Source organism: Micromonospora sp. S4605, assembly GCF_003176715.1.
In the GTDB taxonomy this organism is placed as follows: Bacteria; Actinomycetota; Actinomycetes; order Mycobacteriales; family Micromonosporaceae; genus Micromonospora; species Micromonospora echinaurantiaca.
The window spans coordinates 1-17,568 of the sequence record NZ_QGSW01000140.1 but is presented as its reverse complement, the minus strand read 5'-3'; the positions used below and the strand labels follow the sequence as shown (position 1 = coordinate 17,568).

The following is a 17,568-nucleotide window of genomic DNA, read 5'->3' as shown; positions in this document are numbered from 1 at the left end:
GTCAGACCAGGGTGCGGTCGCGGGCGGCGGGGAAGCGGTCCAGGGCGCCGGTGCCGGCCAGGGCCCGGGTCAGGTACCAGCCGCCGGCGCCGGCGATGATCGTGGCGCTGACCACGGTCAGCAGCGCGTACGGGATCCGGTAGCTGCCCAGGTCGTAGTCGACGTTCCAGACGAAGAAGTCGAACAGCGCCGCGCCGAGGCCGGTCAGCGCGCCGGCGAGCAGCGCGGTCGGCAGCCGGAACGAGCGGTACCGGAAGGCGGCGAAGGCCAGCTCGGCGCCGAGACCCTGGATCAGGCCCTGGACGATGGTGATGCCGCCCCACTCGGAGCCGAGCAGCGCGGAGATCGTCGCCGCGACCGCCTCGCAGAACAGCGCCGCGCCGGGCTTGCGGATGACCAGACCGCCGAGCACCGCCGGCACCAGCCAGACGCCGTACATGACCGCCTGGCCGGCCGGGAAGAACGCGAACGCCGGGTCGACGGCCCGCCAGAGCAGACCCCAGGCCCAGAAGATGACGCCGAAGGCCACCGCGATCACCGCGGCCACGACGATGTCGATGGTGCGCCACCGGTTGGTGGCGGGGTGTTGGTTCATGAGTGCTCCCAGTCCTGACTACGAACCAGGAGAAGACGCACGCCGCGCCCGGTGCCCCGGACGGCGGCGCGGCTGGAGGTCGACCGAACTCCCTGCGCTGGCATTACCCAGATCAGGTTCGAGGGTCTGCGGGTGGTGCCCGCACTCTCAGCGCTGTGCGCTCCCCTGTCGGATGTGAAGTTGTCCCGGCAGACGCTAGCACCGCCGGCAGCGCCGGGACGAGTCGCCCGCGCCGGCCTGGGTAGGCTGCCGATCATGCGCATCGACGCCCGAGGGTTGCGGTTCGAGGTACGCGTCGGCGGCCCGGAGGGCGGCGACCCCGTGCTCCTGCTGCACGGCTTCCCGCAGCACCGTGGGGAGTGGGACGACGTGGTCCCGGCGTTGCACGCCGCCGGACTGCGCACGTACGCGCCGGACCAGCGCGGCTACTCGCCCGGCGCGCGGCCGGAGGCGGTCGAGGCGTACCGGATGGACGAACTGGTCGCCGACGCGCTGGCCGTGCTGGACGCCCTCGGGGCGCCGACCGCGCACGTGGTCGGCCACGACTGGGGCGCGCTGGTCGGCTGGGAGCTGGCCGTCCGGCACCCGCAGCGGGTGCGCACGCTGACCGCGGTCTCCGTGCCACACCCGGCCGCCATGGCGTACGCGCTGGCCAACGACCCGCAGCAGAAGGTGCGCTCGGCGTACATCGTGCTGTTCCGGCAGCCCGGCAAGGCCGAGAAGGTGCTGCTGGGGTTGAACGCCACGGCGCTGCGTCGGATGCTCGCCGGGGTCGGCGACGCCGACCGGGTGGCGGCGTACGCCGAGCCGATGCGCGAGCCGGGCGCGCTGACCGCCGCGCTGAACTGGTACCGGGCGATGCCGTCGCGGACGGAGCTGGCCGCCACCGGCCCGGTGACCGTGCCGACCACGTTCGTCTGGAGCGACCAGGACGTGGCGATCGGCCGGGCCGCCGCCGAGGCGTGCGCCGAGCGGGTGAGCGGGGACTACCGCTTCGTGGAACTGCCCGGGGTGAGCCACTGGATCCCGGACGAGGCGCCGGCGCCGCTGGCCGAGGCGATCCTGGCCCGGGTACGCGGACTGGCCTGACGGCCGACGCGAGGTGCAGGCGATGATGGACGGAGGAAGCATGACGGTGAGTGCCGAGGACTACCTGGCCGTGGTGACCGAGACGATGGGCCGGGTCGCCGCCAGCCAGCGCGAGGCGGTCGGCCGGGCGGCCGACCTGATCGCCGACGCGGTGCGCGCCGACGGGGTGGTGCACGCCTTCGGCACCGGGCACTCGGAGGCGCTGGCGATGGAGATCGCCGGCCGGGCCGGCGGCCTGGTGCCGACCAACCGGATCGCCCTGCGCGACCTGGTGCTGCTCGGCGGCGAGCCGGTCGACCTGCTCGGCCCCACCCTGGAGCGGGACCCGTCGGTGGCGCACAAGCTCTACGACCTCGCCCAGGTCCGCCCCGGCGACGTCTTCGTGCTGGCCTCCAACTCCGGGGTCAACGGCGCGATGGTGGAGTTCGCGTCCCTGGTCAAGGAGAAGGGCCACGCCCTGGTGGCGATCACCTCGGCGCAGCACTCGGCCCGGATGACCTCGCGGCACCCGTCCGGTCGCAAGCTCGCCGACTACGCCGACGTGGTGCTGGACAACGGCGCCCCGTACGGCGACGCCACCCTGCCGCTGCCCGGCGGCGGCGCGGTCGGCGCGGTCTCGTCGATCACCGCGGCGCTGCTGGCCCAGCAGATCACTGTCGAGGTGGTGGCCCGGTTGCTGGCGGCGGGGGAGCGCCCGCCGGTCTACCTGTCGGCCAACATCGCCGGCGGCGACGAGCACAACCACGAACTGGAGGCCCGGTACGCCGGCCGGATCCGGCGCGGGGCCTGAGCCGGGGATTTCCTGGCCACCGGACGCCGGGGCCGGTGCCGCGCGGCCCCGGTCGTGAGCCGGTTTCGTGACGCGTGCGGTGGGGCATCAGCGTTGCTGCCGGCGGGTGGCCCCCGCCGGCAGTAGCGTCTCACCGGAGGTGGCCCCCGTGTCGAAGGAAACCGAGCGGCAGCGCTGGCAGCGCAACTTCGCCGACCTGCTCCAGGAGTTGCGGGTCGCCCAGACCGGTGTGCAGATCCTCTTCGCCTTCCTGCTCACCCTGCCGTTCAGCAACGGGTTCACCAGCACCAGCGGCTTCCAGAAGGACGTCTACATCGTCGCGCTGCTGGCGGCGGCGGCCGCCACCGCAATGATCATCTCGCCGGTGGCGTTCCACCGGGCGCTGTTCCGTCAGGGGCGCAAGCCGGAGCTGGTCCGCTTCGCCCACAAGATGGCCAGCGCCGGCCTCGCCTTCATGCTGATCTCGATGGTCAGCGCGGTGCTGCTGATCACCGACTTCGTGCTGGACCGGAGCATCGCCCTGGTGCTCAGCGGCGCCGCCGGGCTGTGGTTCCTCACCTTCTGGGTGATCCTGCCGTTCGCCCGGCGCAACTGGGGCGAGGACGACATCGACGACGAGGACGACGACCCGCGGAGCATCCCCGGCGACTGAGCCGCGTACCCCGGCCACTGGGCCGCGTCGAGAAAACTCGATCTTTACGTAACGCTACCCCTGGGTAACACCCGGGGGTAGCGTTGCGTGTGTCGAGCACGTTGACGCAGCCGGACCGAGGTTCGAGGGGGCAACCGTGACCACGACGCAGAACAGCCGATCCGCGCCCGACGGCGCGGGCCCCGACCAGCCCACCCCCGCCGACGGCGTGACCACGCCCGGCGTCGCCGGGCCGCTGCCGACCGAGGCGGGCCAGGTCTCCGAAAAGGAGGCCCGCCAGGTCGCCGAGGCCGCCCGGGAGTCCACCTGGGACCGTCCCAGCTTCGGCAAGGAACTCTTCCTCGGCCGGTTCCGGCTGGATCTGATCAACCCCTGGCCCCGCTCGGATCCGGCGGACGACGCGCGGGCCGACGAGTTCCTCGGCCAGCTCCGCGAGTTCCTCACCACCGAGGTGGACGGCGCCGCGATCGAGCGCGACGCGTCCATCCCGGACGACGTCTTCCACGGGCTGGCCCGGCTGGGCGCCTTCGGCATGAAGATCGACCGGTCGTACGGCGGGTTGGGGCTGAGCAACCTGCACTACTGCCGGGCGCTGATGCTGGCCGGCTCGGTGAGCCCGGCGATCGGGGCGCTGCTCTCGGCGCACCAGTCCATCGGGGTGCCGCAGCCGCTGAAGATGTTCGGCACCGCCGAGCAGAAGCAGCGCTTCCTGCCTCGGCTCGCCGCCGGCGAGGTCTCCGCGTTCCTGCTCACCGAGCCGGATGTCGGCTCCGACCCGGCCCGGCTGGCCACCACCGCCGAGCCCACCGAGGACGGCACCGGCTACCGGCTCAACGGCGTGAAGCTGTGGGCCACCAACGGCACGGTCGCCACCCTGCTCGTGGTGATGGCCCGGGTGCCGGCGGCCGAGGGGCGGCGCGGCGGCATCACCGCCTTCGTGGTCGAGGGGGACGCCGAGGGCATCACCATCGAACGGCGCAACGCCTTCCTCGGTCTGCGCGGCCTGGAGAACAGCGTCACCCGGTTCCACGACGTCTTCGTGCCGAAGGAGAACGTGATCGGCGGCGAGGGCAAGGGGTTGAAGATCGCCCTGACCACCCTGAACACCGGTCGGCTGTCGCTGCCCGCGATGTGCGTGGGTGCCGGCAAGTGGGCGCTGCACGTGGCCCGGGGCTGGGCCGCCGAGCGGGTGCAGTGGGGCCGGCCGGTCGGCGAGCACGAGGCGGTCGCCCAGAAGCTCTCCTTCATGGCCGCCACCACCTACGGCATGGAGACCATGCTGGACCTGTGCTGCCTGCTGGCCGACGACGACCGCAACGACATCCGGATCGAGGCGGCGCTGGTCAAGCTCTACGCCAGCGAGATGGCCTGGCGGATCGCCGACGACCTGATCCAGATCCGGGGTGGGCGCGGCTACGAGACGGCCGAGTCGCTGGCGGCCCGGGGCGAGCGACCGGCCGCGGTCGAGCAACTGCTGCGTGACCTGCGGATCAACCGGATCTTCGAGGGTTCCACCGAGATCATGCACCTGCTGATCGCGCGGGAGGCGGTCGACGCGCACCTCTCCGTCGCCGGGGACATCATCGACCCGGACGCCGGGCTCGGCCGCAAGGCGCGGGCGGGCGCGCGGGCCGGGGTCTTCTACGCGAAGTGGCTGCCCACCCTCGCCGTCGGCCGGGGCCAGACCCCCGGGGCGTACGCCGAGTTCGGGCCGCTCGCCAAGCACCTGCGGCAGGTCGAGCGCTACTCCCGCAAGCTGGCCCGCTCGACGTTCTACGCGATGTCCCGCTGGCAGGGCAAGATGGAGCGCAAGCAGGCGTTCCTCGGCCGGGTGGTGGACATCGGCGCCGAACTGTTCGCGATGTCCGCGGTCTGCGTCCGGGCGTACGCCGAGCGGGACGCCCGGCCGGAGAACGTGGAGCTGGCGGACCTGTTCTGCCGGCAGGCCCGGGTCCGCGTCGACGCGCTCTTCACCGCGCTGTGGGACAACACCGACTCGGTCGACGTCGCCGCGGCGAAGCGGATCCTCGACGGCCGCTACGCCGACCTGGAGTCCGGCGTCATCACCCCGGCCGACGACCTGCCCTGGGTGGCCCGCTGGTCGCCCGGACCGTCCACCGCCACCGACGTCCGCCGCCGCATCCCGCCACCGCGCTGAGGCCGCCTGACCGCGCCGCCCCGGCCCGCCGGGGGTCCGCTGGTCGCTGCCGCCTGGGACCGAGGGCCGGGGACCGAGGGCTGGGGACCGAGGGCCGGGAGGCGCGGGCGGGCGGCAGGTCGGCGGCCGGGAGCCGGAGTCGGTGGCCGGGTCAGGCCGGGTGGCGTGACCGGGGGCGCGGTCGGGGACCAGGGTCAGCGGGCGATGGCCCAGGCCAGGATCGCCGCGAGGATCAGCCCGTTCAGCACGGCCAGACCCAGGTACGCCGCCGGTGGGATCTTGCGACCCTTGCGGACGAAGTTGACCAGGACGGCGGCGTACGCGAGCAGCAGGACGGCGATGACGACCAGGAAGTAGAACACCCGACGACCTTAGCGGCCCCCGCGCAGGCCGAGTTGGCGCAGCTCCAGTGCGGCCAGCGCATCGACCGTGGCGTCGTCGCCGCGCCGCCACGCCTCGGCCACGTCCGGTGCGATCCGGGTCAGCCGACCCAGCGGTTGGGTGGCCAGCGCGCGCAGGGCCAGCAGGTCCCGGCCGGCGGGTGCGGCGGCCAGCTTCGCGGCGGACCCGGCGCGGCGCATCCAACGCACCCGCAGCGGCAGCCAGCCGAAGAGCACCAGGGCGAGCGGGAACACCAGTACCGCGACGGCGAGGGCCAGGGCCAACTGGTCGACCAGCTCCTGCTGGTCCCGGCCGGCCTCGGCCAGCGACCGGGCGGCGCCGGCGGCCCGCTCGAACGGCGCGGTCAGTTCGTCGCCGACCAACGGCACCCGGCCGACCTTGCCGCCCGCCTCGGCCAGGTTGTCGGCCAGTCCGCCGCCGGCCCCCTCCAACTTCTGCCCGGGTACGGCGAGCTTCTGCACCAGGTCGTGCAGCCAAAGCGCGCCGCGCAGCGCGGCGTACACCCAGGCGACGACGAGCAGGTCGGTGATCAGCTGACGGACGGCGATGGGGAAACGATCAGCGTAGATCTTCACGCCGGACAGCGTGCCACGGCCGGCTCGCGGCGGCATCCCGCCGAGGGCCGGCCCGGAGTCGGCTCAGCCGGCGCAGGCCGGGCAGGTGCCGAAGATCTCCAGGGTGTGGCTGACGTCGGCGTAGCCGTGCTGGGCGGCCACCCGCTCGGCCCAGGTCTCCACCGCCGGGCCGGCCACCTCGACCGTCCGGCCGCAGGCCCGGCAGACCAGGTGGTGGTGGTGCCCCTCGCTGCACCGACGGTAGAGGTGCTCGCCGCCGGGCGGCCGCATCACGTCGATCTCGCCCGCGTCGGCCAGCCCCTGCAAGGTGCGGTAGACAGTGGTCAGCCCGACCCGCTCGCCGCGCTGGCGCAGCATGGCGTGCAGGTCCTGTGCGCTGTGGAAGCCCTCCACCTCGGCCAGCAGGGCGCTGACCGCGGAGCGTTGGCGGGTGTTGCGCACCGCCGCGCCGCTGCTCATGATCCCTCCCCGGCATGGCTGACCGCATCCGCCACGATGTGCGCCACATGCTCGTCGACCAGCGTGTACGCGATCTCCCGGCCGCGCCGGGAGCCGCGCACCACGCCGGCGCCGCGCAGCACCCGCAGGTGCTGGGAGACCAGCGGCTGCGCGACACCGAGCTTCTCCACCAGCTCGTGCACGCAGCGCTCACCCGCGGCCAGCTCGCTGACGATCGCCAGCCGGATCGGCGCCGACAGGGCGCGCAGCAGCTCACTCGCGCCCTCGTAGGCGTCATAGCCTGACCCGCTGCTCACCGGATAACGGTAACCAATCCCGCCGACCCGGCGCTGCACCGGCTCAGTGGAGCACCACCTCGTGCGGTTCGGGCGCCGGCTCGGGCGCCGGGGTGCTCCGCCGGCGCAGCGCGCGCCAGGCGGCCCCGACCACGGCGACCACGGCGAACGAGGCGATCGCCAGCAGCACCACCGAGGCGCCGGGGGCGGTGTCGGCGGTGGCCGCCACCCAGACGCCCGCGCCGGCGGCGAACAGGCCGAGCGCCATCGCCGCCGTCATGGTGCTGCGGAAGCCCTTGGTGACCTGCTGCGCCGTGGCCACCGGCACCACCATCAGCGCGCTGATCAGCAGTACGCCGACCGCCCGCATGGCGATGGTCACGGTCACCGCGGTGGTGACCGCGATGAGCAGGTTGAGGGTGCGGACGGGCAGGCCGGAGACCCGGGCGTACTCCTCGTCGTGGCTGACCGCGAAGAGCGCCGGGCGCAGCGCCAGCATGGTGACCAGGATCGCCACCCCCAGCACGGCGATGGTGGTCAGGTCGGCGGGGGAGATGGTGGTCAGCGACCCGAACAGGTAGGCGTTGAGGTTGGCGCTGGTGCTGTCCGAGAGGCCGACCAGCATCACGCCGCCGGCGATCCCGCCGTAGAAGAGCAGCGCCAGGGCCAGGTCGCCGGAGGTGCGGCCGCGGGAGCGGACGACCTCGATGGTGATCGCGCCGATGGTCGCCGCGATCACCGCGACGAGCACCGGGGAACGGTTGAGCAGCAGACCGGCGCCGACGCCGGTGAGCGCCACGTGACCCACCCCGTCGCCGATCAGCGCCAGCCGGCGCTGCACCAGGTAGATGCCGAGCGCCGGGGCGGCCAGCCCGATGACCAGCGCGCCGATCAGGGCACGCTGCATGTAGGGGTACTGGAAGAGTTCCATGGTCAGCTGCTCCAGAGCCCGGCGGGCTCGTCGGGACCGTGCGGGTGCACGTGGTCGTGGTCGGGCTCGGCGTGGTGGCCGGCCGGCTCGGGCACCGCCCCGTCGTGACAGATGCCGCCCTCGTGCACGACCACCGCGCGGCTGATCAACGGGCGCAGCGGCCCGAGTTCGTGCGCCACCAGCAGCACCGTCCCGCCGCCGGCGACGAAGTCGCGCAGCGCCCCGGCGAACGCCTCCTGGCTGTGCGCGTCCACCCCGGCGGTGGGCTCGTCGAGCACCAGCAGCTCGGGCCGGCCGGCCAGCGCCCGGGCGATGAGGGTGCGCTGCTGCTGCCCGCCGGAGAGGGTGGCGACCGGGTCCCTGGCCCGGTCGGCGAGCCCGACGGCGGCCAGCGCCGCGTCGACGGCGGCCCGGTCGGCCGCGCCCGGCGGGCGGAGCACCCCGCGCCGGGCGAGCCGGCCGGAGGCCACCACCTCGCGCACCGTGGCCGGTACGCCGCCGCCGGCGCCGAGGCGCTGCGGGACGTACCCGATCCGGTGCCACTGCCGGAACCGCCGCAGCGGTCGGTCGAAGAGGGTGACCGATCCGGCGCTGAGCGGGACCAGCCCGAGCACGGCGCGGATCAGCGTGGACTTGCCGGAGCCGTTGGCGCCGAGCACGGCGACCACCTCGCCGGCGGTCACGGTCAGCGAGACGTCCCGCAGCACGGGGCGGCCGTCGTAGCCGACCACCCCGTGCGTGACGGTGATGACAGGTGCGCTCACGAGCAGCTCAACGCCGTCCGAAGGGTCTCCAGGTTGGTACGCATCACCGAAAGGTAGTCCCCGCCGTTGTCGGCGGACAGGCCTTCCAGCGGGTCCAGCACGGCGGTGCGGGCGCCGACCTCGGCGGCGATCGTCTCGGCCACCTTCGGGCTGACCAGCGTCTCGAAGAAGATGGTGGTGGCGCCGTGCTCGCGGGCCTCCTCGGCCACCTCGGCCAGCCGCTGCGGGGCGGGCTCGACCTCCGGGCTGAGCCCGGTGAGGCCGATCTGCTCCAGCTTGTAGCGCTCGGCCAGGTAGCCGAAGGCGGTGTGGCTGACCACGATCTCCCGGCGCTGGCAGGTCTTCAGCCCCTCGGTGTACTCGGCGTCCAGCTTGGCCAGGTCGGTGCGGAGCGTCGCGGCCCGGGCGGTGTAGTCGGCGGCCCGGTCCGGGTCGGCCTGGCCGAACCGCTCGGCGAGCCGGTCGGCGACGGCGGCCAGCCGGGTCGGGTCGAGCCACAGGTGCGGGTCCTTGCCACCGGCCTCGTCGGCGTGCCCGGCCTCCTCGCCCTCGTGCGCGTGCCCGCCGGCGCTGGCGTCCAGCAGCGGCTGCACCGTGGCCACGTCGAAGGACCGGTCGGCGGCGTTCTGCGCGACGGCCTCGTCCACCGCCGGCTGGAAGCCCTTGAGGTAGACCACCAGCTCCGCCTCGGTGACCTGGCCCACCTGGCGCGGGTTGAGTTCCAGGTCGTGCGGCTCGGCGCCCGGTTTGACCAGGTTGCTGACCGCGGCCGCGTCGCCGCCCACCCGCTCGGCGACGAACTGCAACGGGTAGAAGGCGGCCACCACGTCGACCCGCTGCGGGTCGGCGCCGGCCGCGCCGTCATCGGAGCAGGCGGCCACGCCGCCGAGGGCGAGCAGGGCGGCGGTGGCTGCGGCCAGGGCGCGCGGAGCGGTGCGGAAGTTCATGACGTCAACTGTCCGCGCGAACGATAATGATTGTCAAAAACGCATGATTGCATGTCAGAGCAGCTTCACCAGCCCGGCGGTGATCAGCAGGGTGAGCACCAGCAGCCGGATCACCCGGGTCTGCGGGGTCTGCACCGGCCAGGTGGTGACCAGCAGCGCGGCCATCCCGGCGGCCAGCAGCAGGGTGAGCAGCCCGCCCGCCACCCCCGGGGTGAAGAAGGCCACCAGCACCAGCACCAGCGTGACCAGGAACACCGTCGTCGGGTTCGCCCGGGCCAGCCGACCCGGCAGGGAGCTCTGCGTACGCTGCATCCCACAGACTCTACGAGGAGGTGGCCGGTGCTGGTGACCAACCGGTTCGTGGTCGAGGTCGATGTCGCGGAGGCGTTCACCGAGCGGGCGCACGCCGCCCTCGCGGCCCTCGCCGCCCGACCCGGCTACCTGCGCGGCCAGTTGGTCCGGGCGCTGGACGACCCCCGGCACTGGTGCCTGGTCACCGAGTGGGAGTCGGTGGGCACCTACCGGCGCGCCCTGGGCGGCTTCGACGTCAAGGTCACCGCCGTCCCGCTGCTCGCCGAGAGCCTGGACGAGCCGTCCGCGTACGAGGCGCTGGCCACCGCCGCCCCCGGTGGCGAGGTGGTGGTCGCGGCGAGCGATCGGGCCGCTGGTCCTTACCGCTGAGCCCGCGGGCACTACCCTGCTCCTATGACCGCTCCCGGACCGGCAGCCCCCTCGCCGTACCCCCAGCTGCCCGGCCACCAGGGTGCTCAGCCGCCTTCGGTGCCCGGGCCGCCGGCGGAGCCGGGCGCGCCCACGCCGCCGCAGGGGCCCGGGGTGGCCCCGCCGTTCGCGGCGCCGCCGACCGAGGGGCGACGCACCCGGCTCTGGCTCGGCCTCGGCGCCGGGGCGCTGGCGGTGCTGATCTGCTGCGGCGGTGGCGGCGCGGCGGTGGTCGGGCTGGCGGTCAGCGGGGTGCAGGCGATCGAGGAGCAGGGCCGCACCGTCTCCGGGGACTACTACCAGGCGCTGGTGGAGCGGAAGTTCGGTGCGGCGTACGACCAGCTCTGCGACGACGCGCAGCGGCGCGAGTCGCGGCGGGAATTCGAGCGGCGGGTGGCCGCCGAGCCGCAGGTCGCCGCGTACCGGGTCGGCGAGGTCGACACCACCGACCTGACCGTGCCGGTCGACGTGACCTTCACCGGCGGCCGGCAGGAACGCCAACAGGTGATCCTCGGGCAGGACCAGCAGACCGGTGGCCTGGAGGTGTGCGGGGTCAACTGACCCGCCCCCGGTATTCTGCTGGGCTCGGGACCCTGCTGGCCGTACCGTTGTCCCGAACTGTTCGTTCCGTCCACATCACGTCCCCGCCGACCGCCAGCCGGCGTAGGAGGAAACATGCCAGCCGACCGTATCGACGCCGTCGTCAGCCTCGCCAAGCGCCGGGGCTTCGTCTTCCCCTCCAGTGAGATCTACGGAGGCACCCGGTCGGCCTGGGACTACGGTCCGCTCGGCGTCGAGCTCAAGGAGAACGTCCGCCGGCAGTGGTGGAAGACCATGGTCCAGCAGCGCGACGACGTGGTCGGCCTGGACTCCGCGGTGATCCTGGCCCGCGACGTCTGGGCCGCCTCCGGCCACCTGGACGCCTTCGTCGACCCGCTGACCGAGTGCCAGTTCTGCCACAAGCGGTTCCGGGCCGACCACCTCGAGGAGGCGTACGCCGAGAAGCACGGCAAGCCGCTGGCCTCGCTGGCCGAGCTGAACTGCCCCAACTGCGGCAACAAGGGCACCTTCACCGAGCCGAAGATGTTCAACGGTCTGATGAAGACCTTCCTGGGCCCGGTGGAGAGCGACGAGGGGCTGCACTACCTGCGCCCGGAGACCGCCCAGGGCATCTTCGTCAACTACAAGAACGTCGAGACGGTGGCCCGCAAGAAGCCGCCGTTCGGCATCGCGCAGACCGGCAAGTCGTTCCGCAACGAGATCACCCCGGGCAACTTCATCTTCCGCACCCGGGAATTCGAGCAGATGGAGATGGAGTTCTTCGTCGAGCCGGGCACCGACGAGCAGTGGCACGAGTACTGGCTGCAGGAGCGCTGGAACTGGTACCTCGACCTCGGCCTGTCGGAGAGCAACCTGCGCTTCTACGAGCACCCGAAGGAGAAGCTCTCGCACTACTCGAAGCGGACGGTGGACATCGAGTACCGCTTCCAGTTCGGCGGCACCGAGTTCGCCGAGCTGGAGGGCATCGCCAACCGCACCGACTTCGACCTCTCCACGCACAGCAAGCACTCCGGCGTCGACCTGTCCTACTTCGACCAGACCAAGGGCGAGCGCTGGGTGCCGTACGTCATCGAGCCGGCCGCCGGCCTCACCCGGGCGGTGCTGGCCTTCCTGCTGGAGGCGTACGACGAGGACGAGGCCCCGAACACCAAGGGTGGCGTGGACAAGCGGACCGTGATGCGGTTCGACCCGCGGCTGGCCCCGGTCAAGGTGGCGGTGCTGCCGCTGTCGCGCAACGAGGCGCTCTCGCCGAAGGCCAAGGAGCTGGCCGCCACGCTGCGCAAGCGCTGGGTGGTGGAGTTCGACGACTCGCAGGCGATCGGCCGCCGATACCGCCGGCAGGACGAGATCGGCACCCCGTTCTGCGTGACCGTCGACTTCGACACCCTCGACGACAACGCGGTGACCGTGCGGAACCGGGACACCATGGCCCAGGAGCGGATCTCGCTGGACCAGGTCGAGCGCTACCTGATCGAACGCCTGCCCGGCTGCTGAGCCCCGACCGCGACGGCCCCGCCCCGATCCCGGGGGCGGGGCCGTCCGCCGTTGCGCACCATCCGTGAGAACTTTCCCGGCGAACCGGATCAATCGCCTGATCGGTCGAGGTCAGCGGTCACCCGGTGGTTGAGCGGCCCATGATCTCGTGCGAGCATTCCCGGCGTTGAATCTCGTCACGGGGGTGTGCATGACGCGCGCGTCGCAGGACCACGACCACGACCCGAACCGCCGGCGGCTGCTGCGCCGGGCGGCCACGGTCGCCGCCACCACGGCCGGCGCGGGCGTCGCCGCCGCGGTCGGCCTGCCCGGCACGGCCCAGGCCGCCCCGGGCGACAACCTCGTCATGGGTACGACGAACGACGCCGGCCCGGCCACCACCACGGTGACCACCACCGCCGGGGAGGCGCTCGACCTCCAGGCGAGCGGCGGGGCGCCGCTGCGGCTCGTGCCCAGCGAGAGCCTCTACCCCCAGGTGCTCGACTCCGAGGTGGGCACGCTCGCCGTCGACGACATGGGCGACCTGTTCGTCCGGGCGGGCGCCGACAGCGGGGACAACGGCACCAACGGCTGGGCCTACACCAGCGAGTGGGCCACCACGTCGGTGGCCGTGCCGCCGACCCGGGTGCTCGACACCCGCAACGCCGACCTGCGCCGCCTGATCGTCTCGGGCGCGGACACGCTGGACTCCACCGGCCGGCTGACCCCCGGCAAGCCCATCGTGGTCAGCCTGGACTCCTACGTCCGGGACGGCTACGCGATGAAGGGCAACGTCACCGTGGTGGGGATGACCGGCTCCGGCGTGCTGACCGTGTGGGGCGCCGGCCCGCGGCCCGCCACGTCGACGTTGAACTGGTCGACCGCCGGCACGATCCTGTCCAACTTCCTCTTCACCGAGCTCGGTGCCAGCGGGGCCTTCCGCAGTGTCATCACGATCCAGGCGACCACCTCGCCGACGCACGTGATCGTCGACCTGACCAGCCTGCTCGTCGGTCACCCGAGCCAGGTCGGCGGTGGCGCGTAGCCGCCGGGACGGTCGGCGTGCCCGCGCCGCCGTCCGGACCGCCAGCCGTAGACCAACCCAGCCAACGGGGGAATGAGATGACTTCGTCCGAACCCGACCGCACCGCGTCGCGGCGTGGCCTGCTGCGCAAGGCCGCCGTGGCCGGTGGCGCCGCCGTCGCGGCCACCGCGGTGACCACCGCGAACGCCACGCCGGCCAGCGCCGCCTCGGGTGACCCGCTCACCATCGGCCTGCCCAACGAGGCCGCCGGCACCACCACCGTCCTCAGCTCGGCGCCGGGCGCGACGCTCGCCCTGAAGAACTCCACCGGCGCTCCGCTGCACCTCAAGCGGCAGGACGTCACCAGTCCGGAGCACGGCTCGATCTTCCCCACCCGCGCCGGGTTGGGGTACAGCGTGCACGAATCCGGCGTGCCGGTCCGGTACGAGGCGCACACCACCGCCAACTCCACCATGCTGGTGCCGATCCCGCCGACCCGGATCCTGGACACCCGCAGCGCCGAGGGGCGGACCCGGCTGGTCGAGGGCGCGGGCCGGATCGACTCGCAGGGCCGGGCGGTCGCCGACAGCTTCCTGGTGGTGCACCTGCAGGGCATCGCCGAGTACGCCGACGGGATGCTGGGCAACATCACCGTCGCCAAGACCGAGAAGGCCGGCTTCGTCACCGTCTACGGCCGGGGCGACCGGCCGAACGCCTCCACCATCAACTGGTGGAGCGCCGGGCAGTTGCTCTCCAACGGCGTGATCACCCAGCTCGGCGCGTACGAGACGGCCAACGGTGAGTACTACCCGGACGTGGTCGGCATCTACGTGCCGAAGGCGAGCGCCACCGCGCTGATCCTCGACGTGACCGGGCTGCTGGTCTTCCACCCCGACTCCGCCGTCATCAACAGCCCCAAGACGACCGCCCGCACGTCGCTGGCCGCGGAGTCCGGCACTGCCGAGGTGCGGGCCCGCCAGATCAAGGCGCTGGCCGAGCGCGGCGACCGGGAGGTGCGGACCGGTGAGTGACCACGGAACCGAGGAGAGCAGCAGCATGAGCGCCGACGAGCAGCCGTCGACCAGCCGGCGTCGGATCATCAAGGCCGGCGTGGTCGCTGGTGCCGGCGCGGGCGTCGGCGCGGTGGCCGCCGCCGCGCCGGCGAGCGCCGACCCGGGGGACCCGGTGGTCCTGGGCGCCCTGAACAACGCCCAGAGCTCGGAGACGGTGCTGCTGGGCGGCTCGTCGGCGAACCCCACGCTGGCCCTGCGCGGTGCGCCCGGCCAGGCGCCGCTGCGCTTCTCGCCCGAGCCGGACAACCTGCTCCCGGCGGAGATGCCCACCGGCTCCCTCGCGGTCACCACCGAGGGGAACCTGGTCATCGGTGGTCGGAGCAACACCAAGGCGTACGTGAACACCTCCCGGTGGGCGAACCGGACGGTGGCGATCCCGCCCACCCGGATCCTGGACACCCGCTCGGTGCCGACCTCCACCACCTACGACAAGTTCATCGTCGGTGGGCGGGCCAACGTCGACAGCAGCGGCCGGCTGAAGGCCAAGACCGCCATCCAGTTGACGATCAGCGGGCTGCCCGACGTCACTCCGGGCCAGGCGCAGGCGGCGTACGTGAACATCACGGTGGCCGGGACTGTCGCGGCCGGCTTCCTGACCGCGTACAGCGCCCAGCTGCCCCGGCCGGGTACCTCGTCGCTGAACTGGTGGGGGCCGAACCAGATCCTCTCCAACCTGGTCGAGGTGCAGGTGGGGACCTACAGCAACCGGCCGTACACGTTCACGATCTACACCGACAGCACCACGTCGGTGATCGTGGACGTCTCCGGACTGATCCTGGCCAACCCGGCCAGCTGACCGGCGGCGGTCGCCGCCGCGGTGCGAGTTCGCTCACCATCGCGGCGGCGACCGGCCACCGGCGCCGGGCCGCCCCCGGGCGGCGTGGGATTCTTGGGTACGTGACCAGTCCCGCCGTTCCCGCACTCCGCCCGCTCACCCTCGGGCGGCACCAGGTGTGGCCGCCGGTGGTGCTCGCCCCGATGGCCGGCATCACGAATGTCGGCTTCCGTCAGCTCTGCCGGGAGCAGGGTGGCGGCATCTACGTCTGCGAGATGATCACCACCGTCGCGCTGGTGGAGCGGAACCCGAAGACGCTGCGGATGATCGCGTTCGGCGCCGACGAGCAGCCGCGCAGCCTCCAGCTCTACGGCACCGACCCGGAGACCACCGCCGCCGCGGTGCGGATCGTGGTCGAGAAGGACCTCGCCGACCACATCGACCTGAACTTCGGCTGCCCGGTACCGAAGGTCACCCGCAAGGGCGGGGGTGCGGCGCTGCCCTGGCGGCGCCGGCTCTTCGCCCGGCTGGTGCGGGCCGCGGTGGACGCCGCCTCACCCGCCGGGGTGCCGGTCACTGTCAAGATGCGCAAGGGCATCGACGACGACCACCTGACGTACGTCGAGGCGGGGCTCGCCGCCCAGGAGGCCGGCGTGGCCGCGGTGGCACTGCACGGGCGTACGGCCGCGCAGCGCTACTCGGGCACCGCCGACTGGGACGCCATCGCCACCTTGAAGCAGGCGCTGGACGTGCCGGTGCTCGGCAACGGCGACATCTGGGAGGCCGACGACGCGCTGCGGATGGTGGCGCACACCGACGTGGACGGGGTGGTGATCGGCCGGGGCTGCCTGGGCCGGCCGTGGCTCTTCGCCGACCTGGAGGCCGCGTTCGACGGCCGGCCGGAGCGGCGGCTGCCCACCCTCGGCGAGGTCGCCGCGACCATGCGCCGGCACGCCGAGCTGCTGGTCGACCAGTTCAGCGCCGGGGCGCGTACGCCGGCGCGGGGCGAGCGGGACGGCTGCACCGACTTCCGCAAGCACGTCGCCTGGTACCTCAAGGGCTTCCCGGTCGGCAGCGAGCTGCGCCGCGAACTCGCGATGATCGACAGCCTGGCCCAGCTCGACGACCTGCTCGGCAAGCTGGAGCCGACGGAACCGTTCCCGATCGCCACGCTGGGCCAGCCACGCGGCCGGACCAACTCGCCCGGCAAGGTCTTCCTGCCGGACGGCTGGCTGGCCAGCCGGGACGACGACACCGTCCCCGAGGGCGCCGAGCTGGACGACTCTGGCGGCTGAGCCGACGCGCTCCGCGCGCTGGGGTCGCCTTCCCGCGCAGCTGGGCTCGGCCTTCCCGCGCGTTGGGCGCGGGCTCCTGCGCCCGGCCCTCGGATACGACGAAGGGCCGCCCCCGGGTGGGGGCGGCCCTTCGATCGTTGGTCGGTTGGTCAGGCGGCATAGCCGCGGGTGGCGATCCAGTCGGCCAGCGCTTCGGTGGTGATCCAGTAGGAGGCGGTGTCCGGGTTGGCCGAGTCGGCGATCTTCACCGTCTCGCCGCCGTCGCGGTACCCGACGACGCTGATGTAGTGCCCGCCCTCGAAGGAGTGCACGCCGCCGTCGATGTCGGTGGCGGTGCCGGCGATGTTGGCGACCACGGCGCGGCCCTCGTCGACGGCCTCGACGATGTCGGCGCGCAGCTTGTCGGTCTGCTTCTCGTCGGCCAGGCTGCCGGGGATCTCGACGCTGCGGTAGACGTCCTTACCGGTCTCCTTGTTCAGCACCGGGGTGATGTCGTTGATGGAGTCGGTGCCGGCCTCGGTGGTGCCCATCTCCTCGGCCACGGCGTCCATGTCGATCTCCTTGCCCTGCACGCTCAGCGCGTTGCGGGCAGCGGCGGGACCGCAGTAGTAGAAGTTCGGCTGGGCCTCGTAGCGCACGCCCAGTTCCCGCTCGCCGTGCTTGCGGTCGGCGGTCACCGACGTCGAGGGCTGCTGCTCGGCGATGGCGTAGGCGGCGGTGATCGGGCCGGCGATGGCGCCGCCCGCGAAGGCGAGGCCAGCAGCGGTCAGAGCGGTCTTACGCAGCATCTCGGTACGCATGATGATCACAAGCCCTTTCGATCGGGGGACGCGGCACGCACCAGGGGGTGCGGTGGCCCGCGGTCAAGGAAAGGTCGCGCGGGAGGGGTTCGTCGCTCCGGCGGTGGTGGCTGCTCGGGCGCCCGGGGGTGTAACCATCCGGGCCGGCCCCTCATTCCGGGGGTAGCACCGGGGTGTGGCGCGGGTATGTCATGTTCAACGACCCCGGCC

General features: G+C 73.0%; 21 protein-coding genes and 1 riboswitch. Of the genes, 11 read left to right on the top strand and 10 right to left on the bottom strand.

Annotated elements, in window-relative coordinates; genetic code table 11:
• Window position 1: 1 nt before the first annotated feature.
• Window positions 2-595 carry an ECF transporter S component gene (locus DLJ47_RS09890; RefSeq protein WP_109899753.1) on the bottom strand — a complete coding sequence of 198 codons (594 nt, stop codon included), beginning with the start codon at window positions 593-595 and terminating at the stop codon, window positions 2-4.
• Between the two features lie 71 nt (window positions 596-666).
• Window positions 667-772, bottom strand: a riboswitch (TPP riboswitch).
• 78 nt (window positions 773-850) lie between these two features.
• Here DLJ47_RS09890 and DLJ47_RS09885 point away from each other — a divergent pair.
• The 4 genes from DLJ47_RS09885 to DLJ47_RS09870 all read left to right on the top strand — a co-directional run bounded on the left by DLJ47_RS09885 (window position 851) and on the right by DLJ47_RS09870 (window position 5,284).
• On the top strand, window positions 851-1,684 hold the full coding sequence (locus DLJ47_RS09885; RefSeq protein WP_109899752.1) for an alpha/beta fold hydrolase: 834 nt from the start codon (window positions 851-853) through the stop codon (window positions 1,682-1,684).
• 40 nt (window positions 1,685-1,724) lie between these two features.
• The gene (locus DLJ47_RS09880; RefSeq protein ID WP_109899751.1) at window positions 1,725-2,474 is read left to right on the top strand and encodes a sugar isomerase domain-containing protein; all 750 of its coding nucleotides are present in this window, start codon (window positions 1,725-1,727) and stop codon (window positions 2,472-2,474) included.
• 148 nt (window positions 2,475-2,622) lie between these two features.
• Window positions 2,623-3,126: a DUF6328 family protein gene (locus tag DLJ47_RS09875; RefSeq protein ID WP_109899750.1), complete on the top strand. Its 504-nt coding sequence runs from the start codon at window positions 2,623-2,625 to the stop codon at window positions 3,124-3,126.
• A 136-nt stretch (window positions 3,127-3,262) separates the two neighbouring features.
• Complete coding sequence (locus tag DLJ47_RS09870) at window positions 3,263-5,284, top strand: acyl-CoA dehydrogenase family protein (protein WP_109899749.1); 2,022 nt, start codon at window positions 3,263-3,265, stop codon at window positions 5,282-5,284.
• 194 nt (window positions 5,285-5,478) lie between these two features.
• On the opposite strand, the gene DLJ47_RS36240 is transcribed toward DLJ47_RS09870, so the two are convergent.
• The 8 genes from DLJ47_RS36240 to DLJ47_RS09835 form a co-directional block, all read right to left on the bottom strand.
• Window positions 5,479-5,646, bottom strand: a complete 168-nt coding sequence (locus tag DLJ47_RS36240) for a hypothetical protein (protein ID WP_199235771.1) — start codon at window positions 5,644-5,646, stop codon at window positions 5,479-5,481.
• 9 nt (window positions 5,647-5,655) lie between these two features.
• Window positions 5,656-6,261, bottom strand: coding sequence for a hypothetical protein (locus tag DLJ47_RS09865; RefSeq protein WP_109899755.1), 606 nt, complete (start codon window positions 6,259-6,261; stop codon window positions 5,656-5,658).
• A 63-nt stretch (window positions 6,262-6,324) separates the two neighbouring features.
• A complete protein-coding gene (locus DLJ47_RS09860; RefSeq protein ID WP_199235770.1) occupies window positions 6,325-6,720 on the bottom strand; it encodes a Fur family transcriptional regulator in 396 nt (131 codons plus the stop codon).
• Entirely contained in the window at window positions 6,717-7,016 is a 300-nt protein-coding gene (locus tag DLJ47_RS09855) for an ArsR/SmtB family transcription factor (RefSeq protein ID WP_088992447.1), read from the bottom strand. The genes DLJ47_RS09860 and DLJ47_RS09855 overlap by 4 nt, the downstream gene beginning before the upstream one ends.
• 43 nt (window positions 7,017-7,059) lie before the next feature.
• Window positions 7,060-7,926, bottom strand: coding sequence for a metal ABC transporter permease (locus tag DLJ47_RS09850; RefSeq protein WP_109899747.1), 867 nt, complete (start codon window positions 7,924-7,926; stop codon window positions 7,060-7,062).
• Window positions 7,927-7,928: 2 nt separating this feature from the next.
• Complete coding sequence (locus DLJ47_RS09845; RefSeq protein WP_109899746.1) at window positions 7,929-8,690, bottom strand: metal ABC transporter ATP-binding protein; 762 nt, start codon at window positions 8,688-8,690, stop codon at window positions 7,929-7,931.
• Window positions 8,687-9,637: a metal ABC transporter substrate-binding protein gene (locus DLJ47_RS09840; protein ID WP_109899745.1), complete on the bottom strand. Its 951-nt coding sequence runs from the start codon at window positions 9,635-9,637 to the stop codon at window positions 8,687-8,689. Before DLJ47_RS09840 ends, DLJ47_RS09845 begins: the two co-directional genes overlap by 4 nt.
• Window positions 9,638-9,691: 54 nt before the next feature.
• A complete protein-coding gene (locus DLJ47_RS09835) occupies window positions 9,692-9,949 on the bottom strand; it encodes a hypothetical protein (protein WP_109899744.1) in 258 nt (85 codons plus the stop codon).
• A gap of 27 nt (window positions 9,950-9,976) precedes the next feature.
• Here DLJ47_RS09835 and DLJ47_RS09830 point away from each other — a divergent pair, with 27 nt between their 5' ends.
• The 7 genes from DLJ47_RS09830 (at window position 9,977) to dusB (ending at window position 16,558) form a co-directional block, all read left to right on the top strand.
• Window positions 9,977-10,318: an antibiotic biosynthesis monooxygenase family protein gene (locus DLJ47_RS09830; RefSeq protein ID WP_109899743.1), complete on the top strand. Its 342-nt coding sequence runs from the start codon at window positions 9,977-9,979 to the stop codon at window positions 10,316-10,318.
• Between the two features lie 24 nt (window positions 10,319-10,342).
• A complete protein-coding gene (locus tag DLJ47_RS09825) occupies window positions 10,343-10,918 on the top strand; it encodes a hypothetical protein (RefSeq protein WP_233257746.1) in 576 nt (191 codons plus the stop codon).
• 114 nt (window positions 10,919-11,032) lie between these two features.
• Window positions 11,033-12,412, top strand: a complete 1,380-nt coding sequence (locus tag DLJ47_RS09820; RefSeq protein ID WP_109899741.1) for a glycine--tRNA ligase — start codon at window positions 11,033-11,035, stop codon at window positions 12,410-12,412.
• A 190-nt stretch (window positions 12,413-12,602) separates the two neighbouring features.
• Window positions 12,603-13,436, top strand: coding sequence for a hypothetical protein (locus DLJ47_RS09815; protein ID WP_109899740.1), 834 nt, complete (start codon window positions 12,603-12,605; stop codon window positions 13,434-13,436).
• 77 nt (window positions 13,437-13,513) lie between these two features.
• Window positions 13,514-14,446 carry a hypothetical protein gene (locus DLJ47_RS09810; protein WP_109899739.1) on the top strand — a complete coding sequence of 311 codons (933 nt, stop codon included), beginning with the start codon at window positions 13,514-13,516 and terminating at the stop codon, window positions 14,444-14,446.
• Complete coding sequence (locus DLJ47_RS09805) at window positions 14,439-15,284, top strand: hypothetical protein (protein ID WP_146228061.1); 846 nt, start codon at window positions 14,439-14,441, stop codon at window positions 15,282-15,284. The genes DLJ47_RS09810 and DLJ47_RS09805 overlap by 8 nt, the downstream gene beginning before the upstream one ends.
• Window positions 15,285-15,385: 101 nt before the next feature.
• A complete protein-coding gene (gene dusB, locus DLJ47_RS09800) occupies window positions 15,386-16,558 on the top strand; it encodes a tRNA dihydrouridine synthase DusB (RefSeq protein WP_109899737.1) in 1,173 nt (390 codons plus the stop codon).
• Window positions 16,559-16,707: 149 nt separating this feature from the next.
• Here dusB and DLJ47_RS09795 read toward each other — a convergent pair whose 3' ends face one another.
• Window positions 16,708-17,358: a C39 family peptidase gene (locus DLJ47_RS09795; protein ID WP_109899754.1), complete on the bottom strand. Its 651-nt coding sequence runs from the start codon at window positions 17,356-17,358 to the stop codon at window positions 16,708-16,710.
• Between the last annotated feature and the right edge of the window lie 210 nt (window positions 17,359-17,568).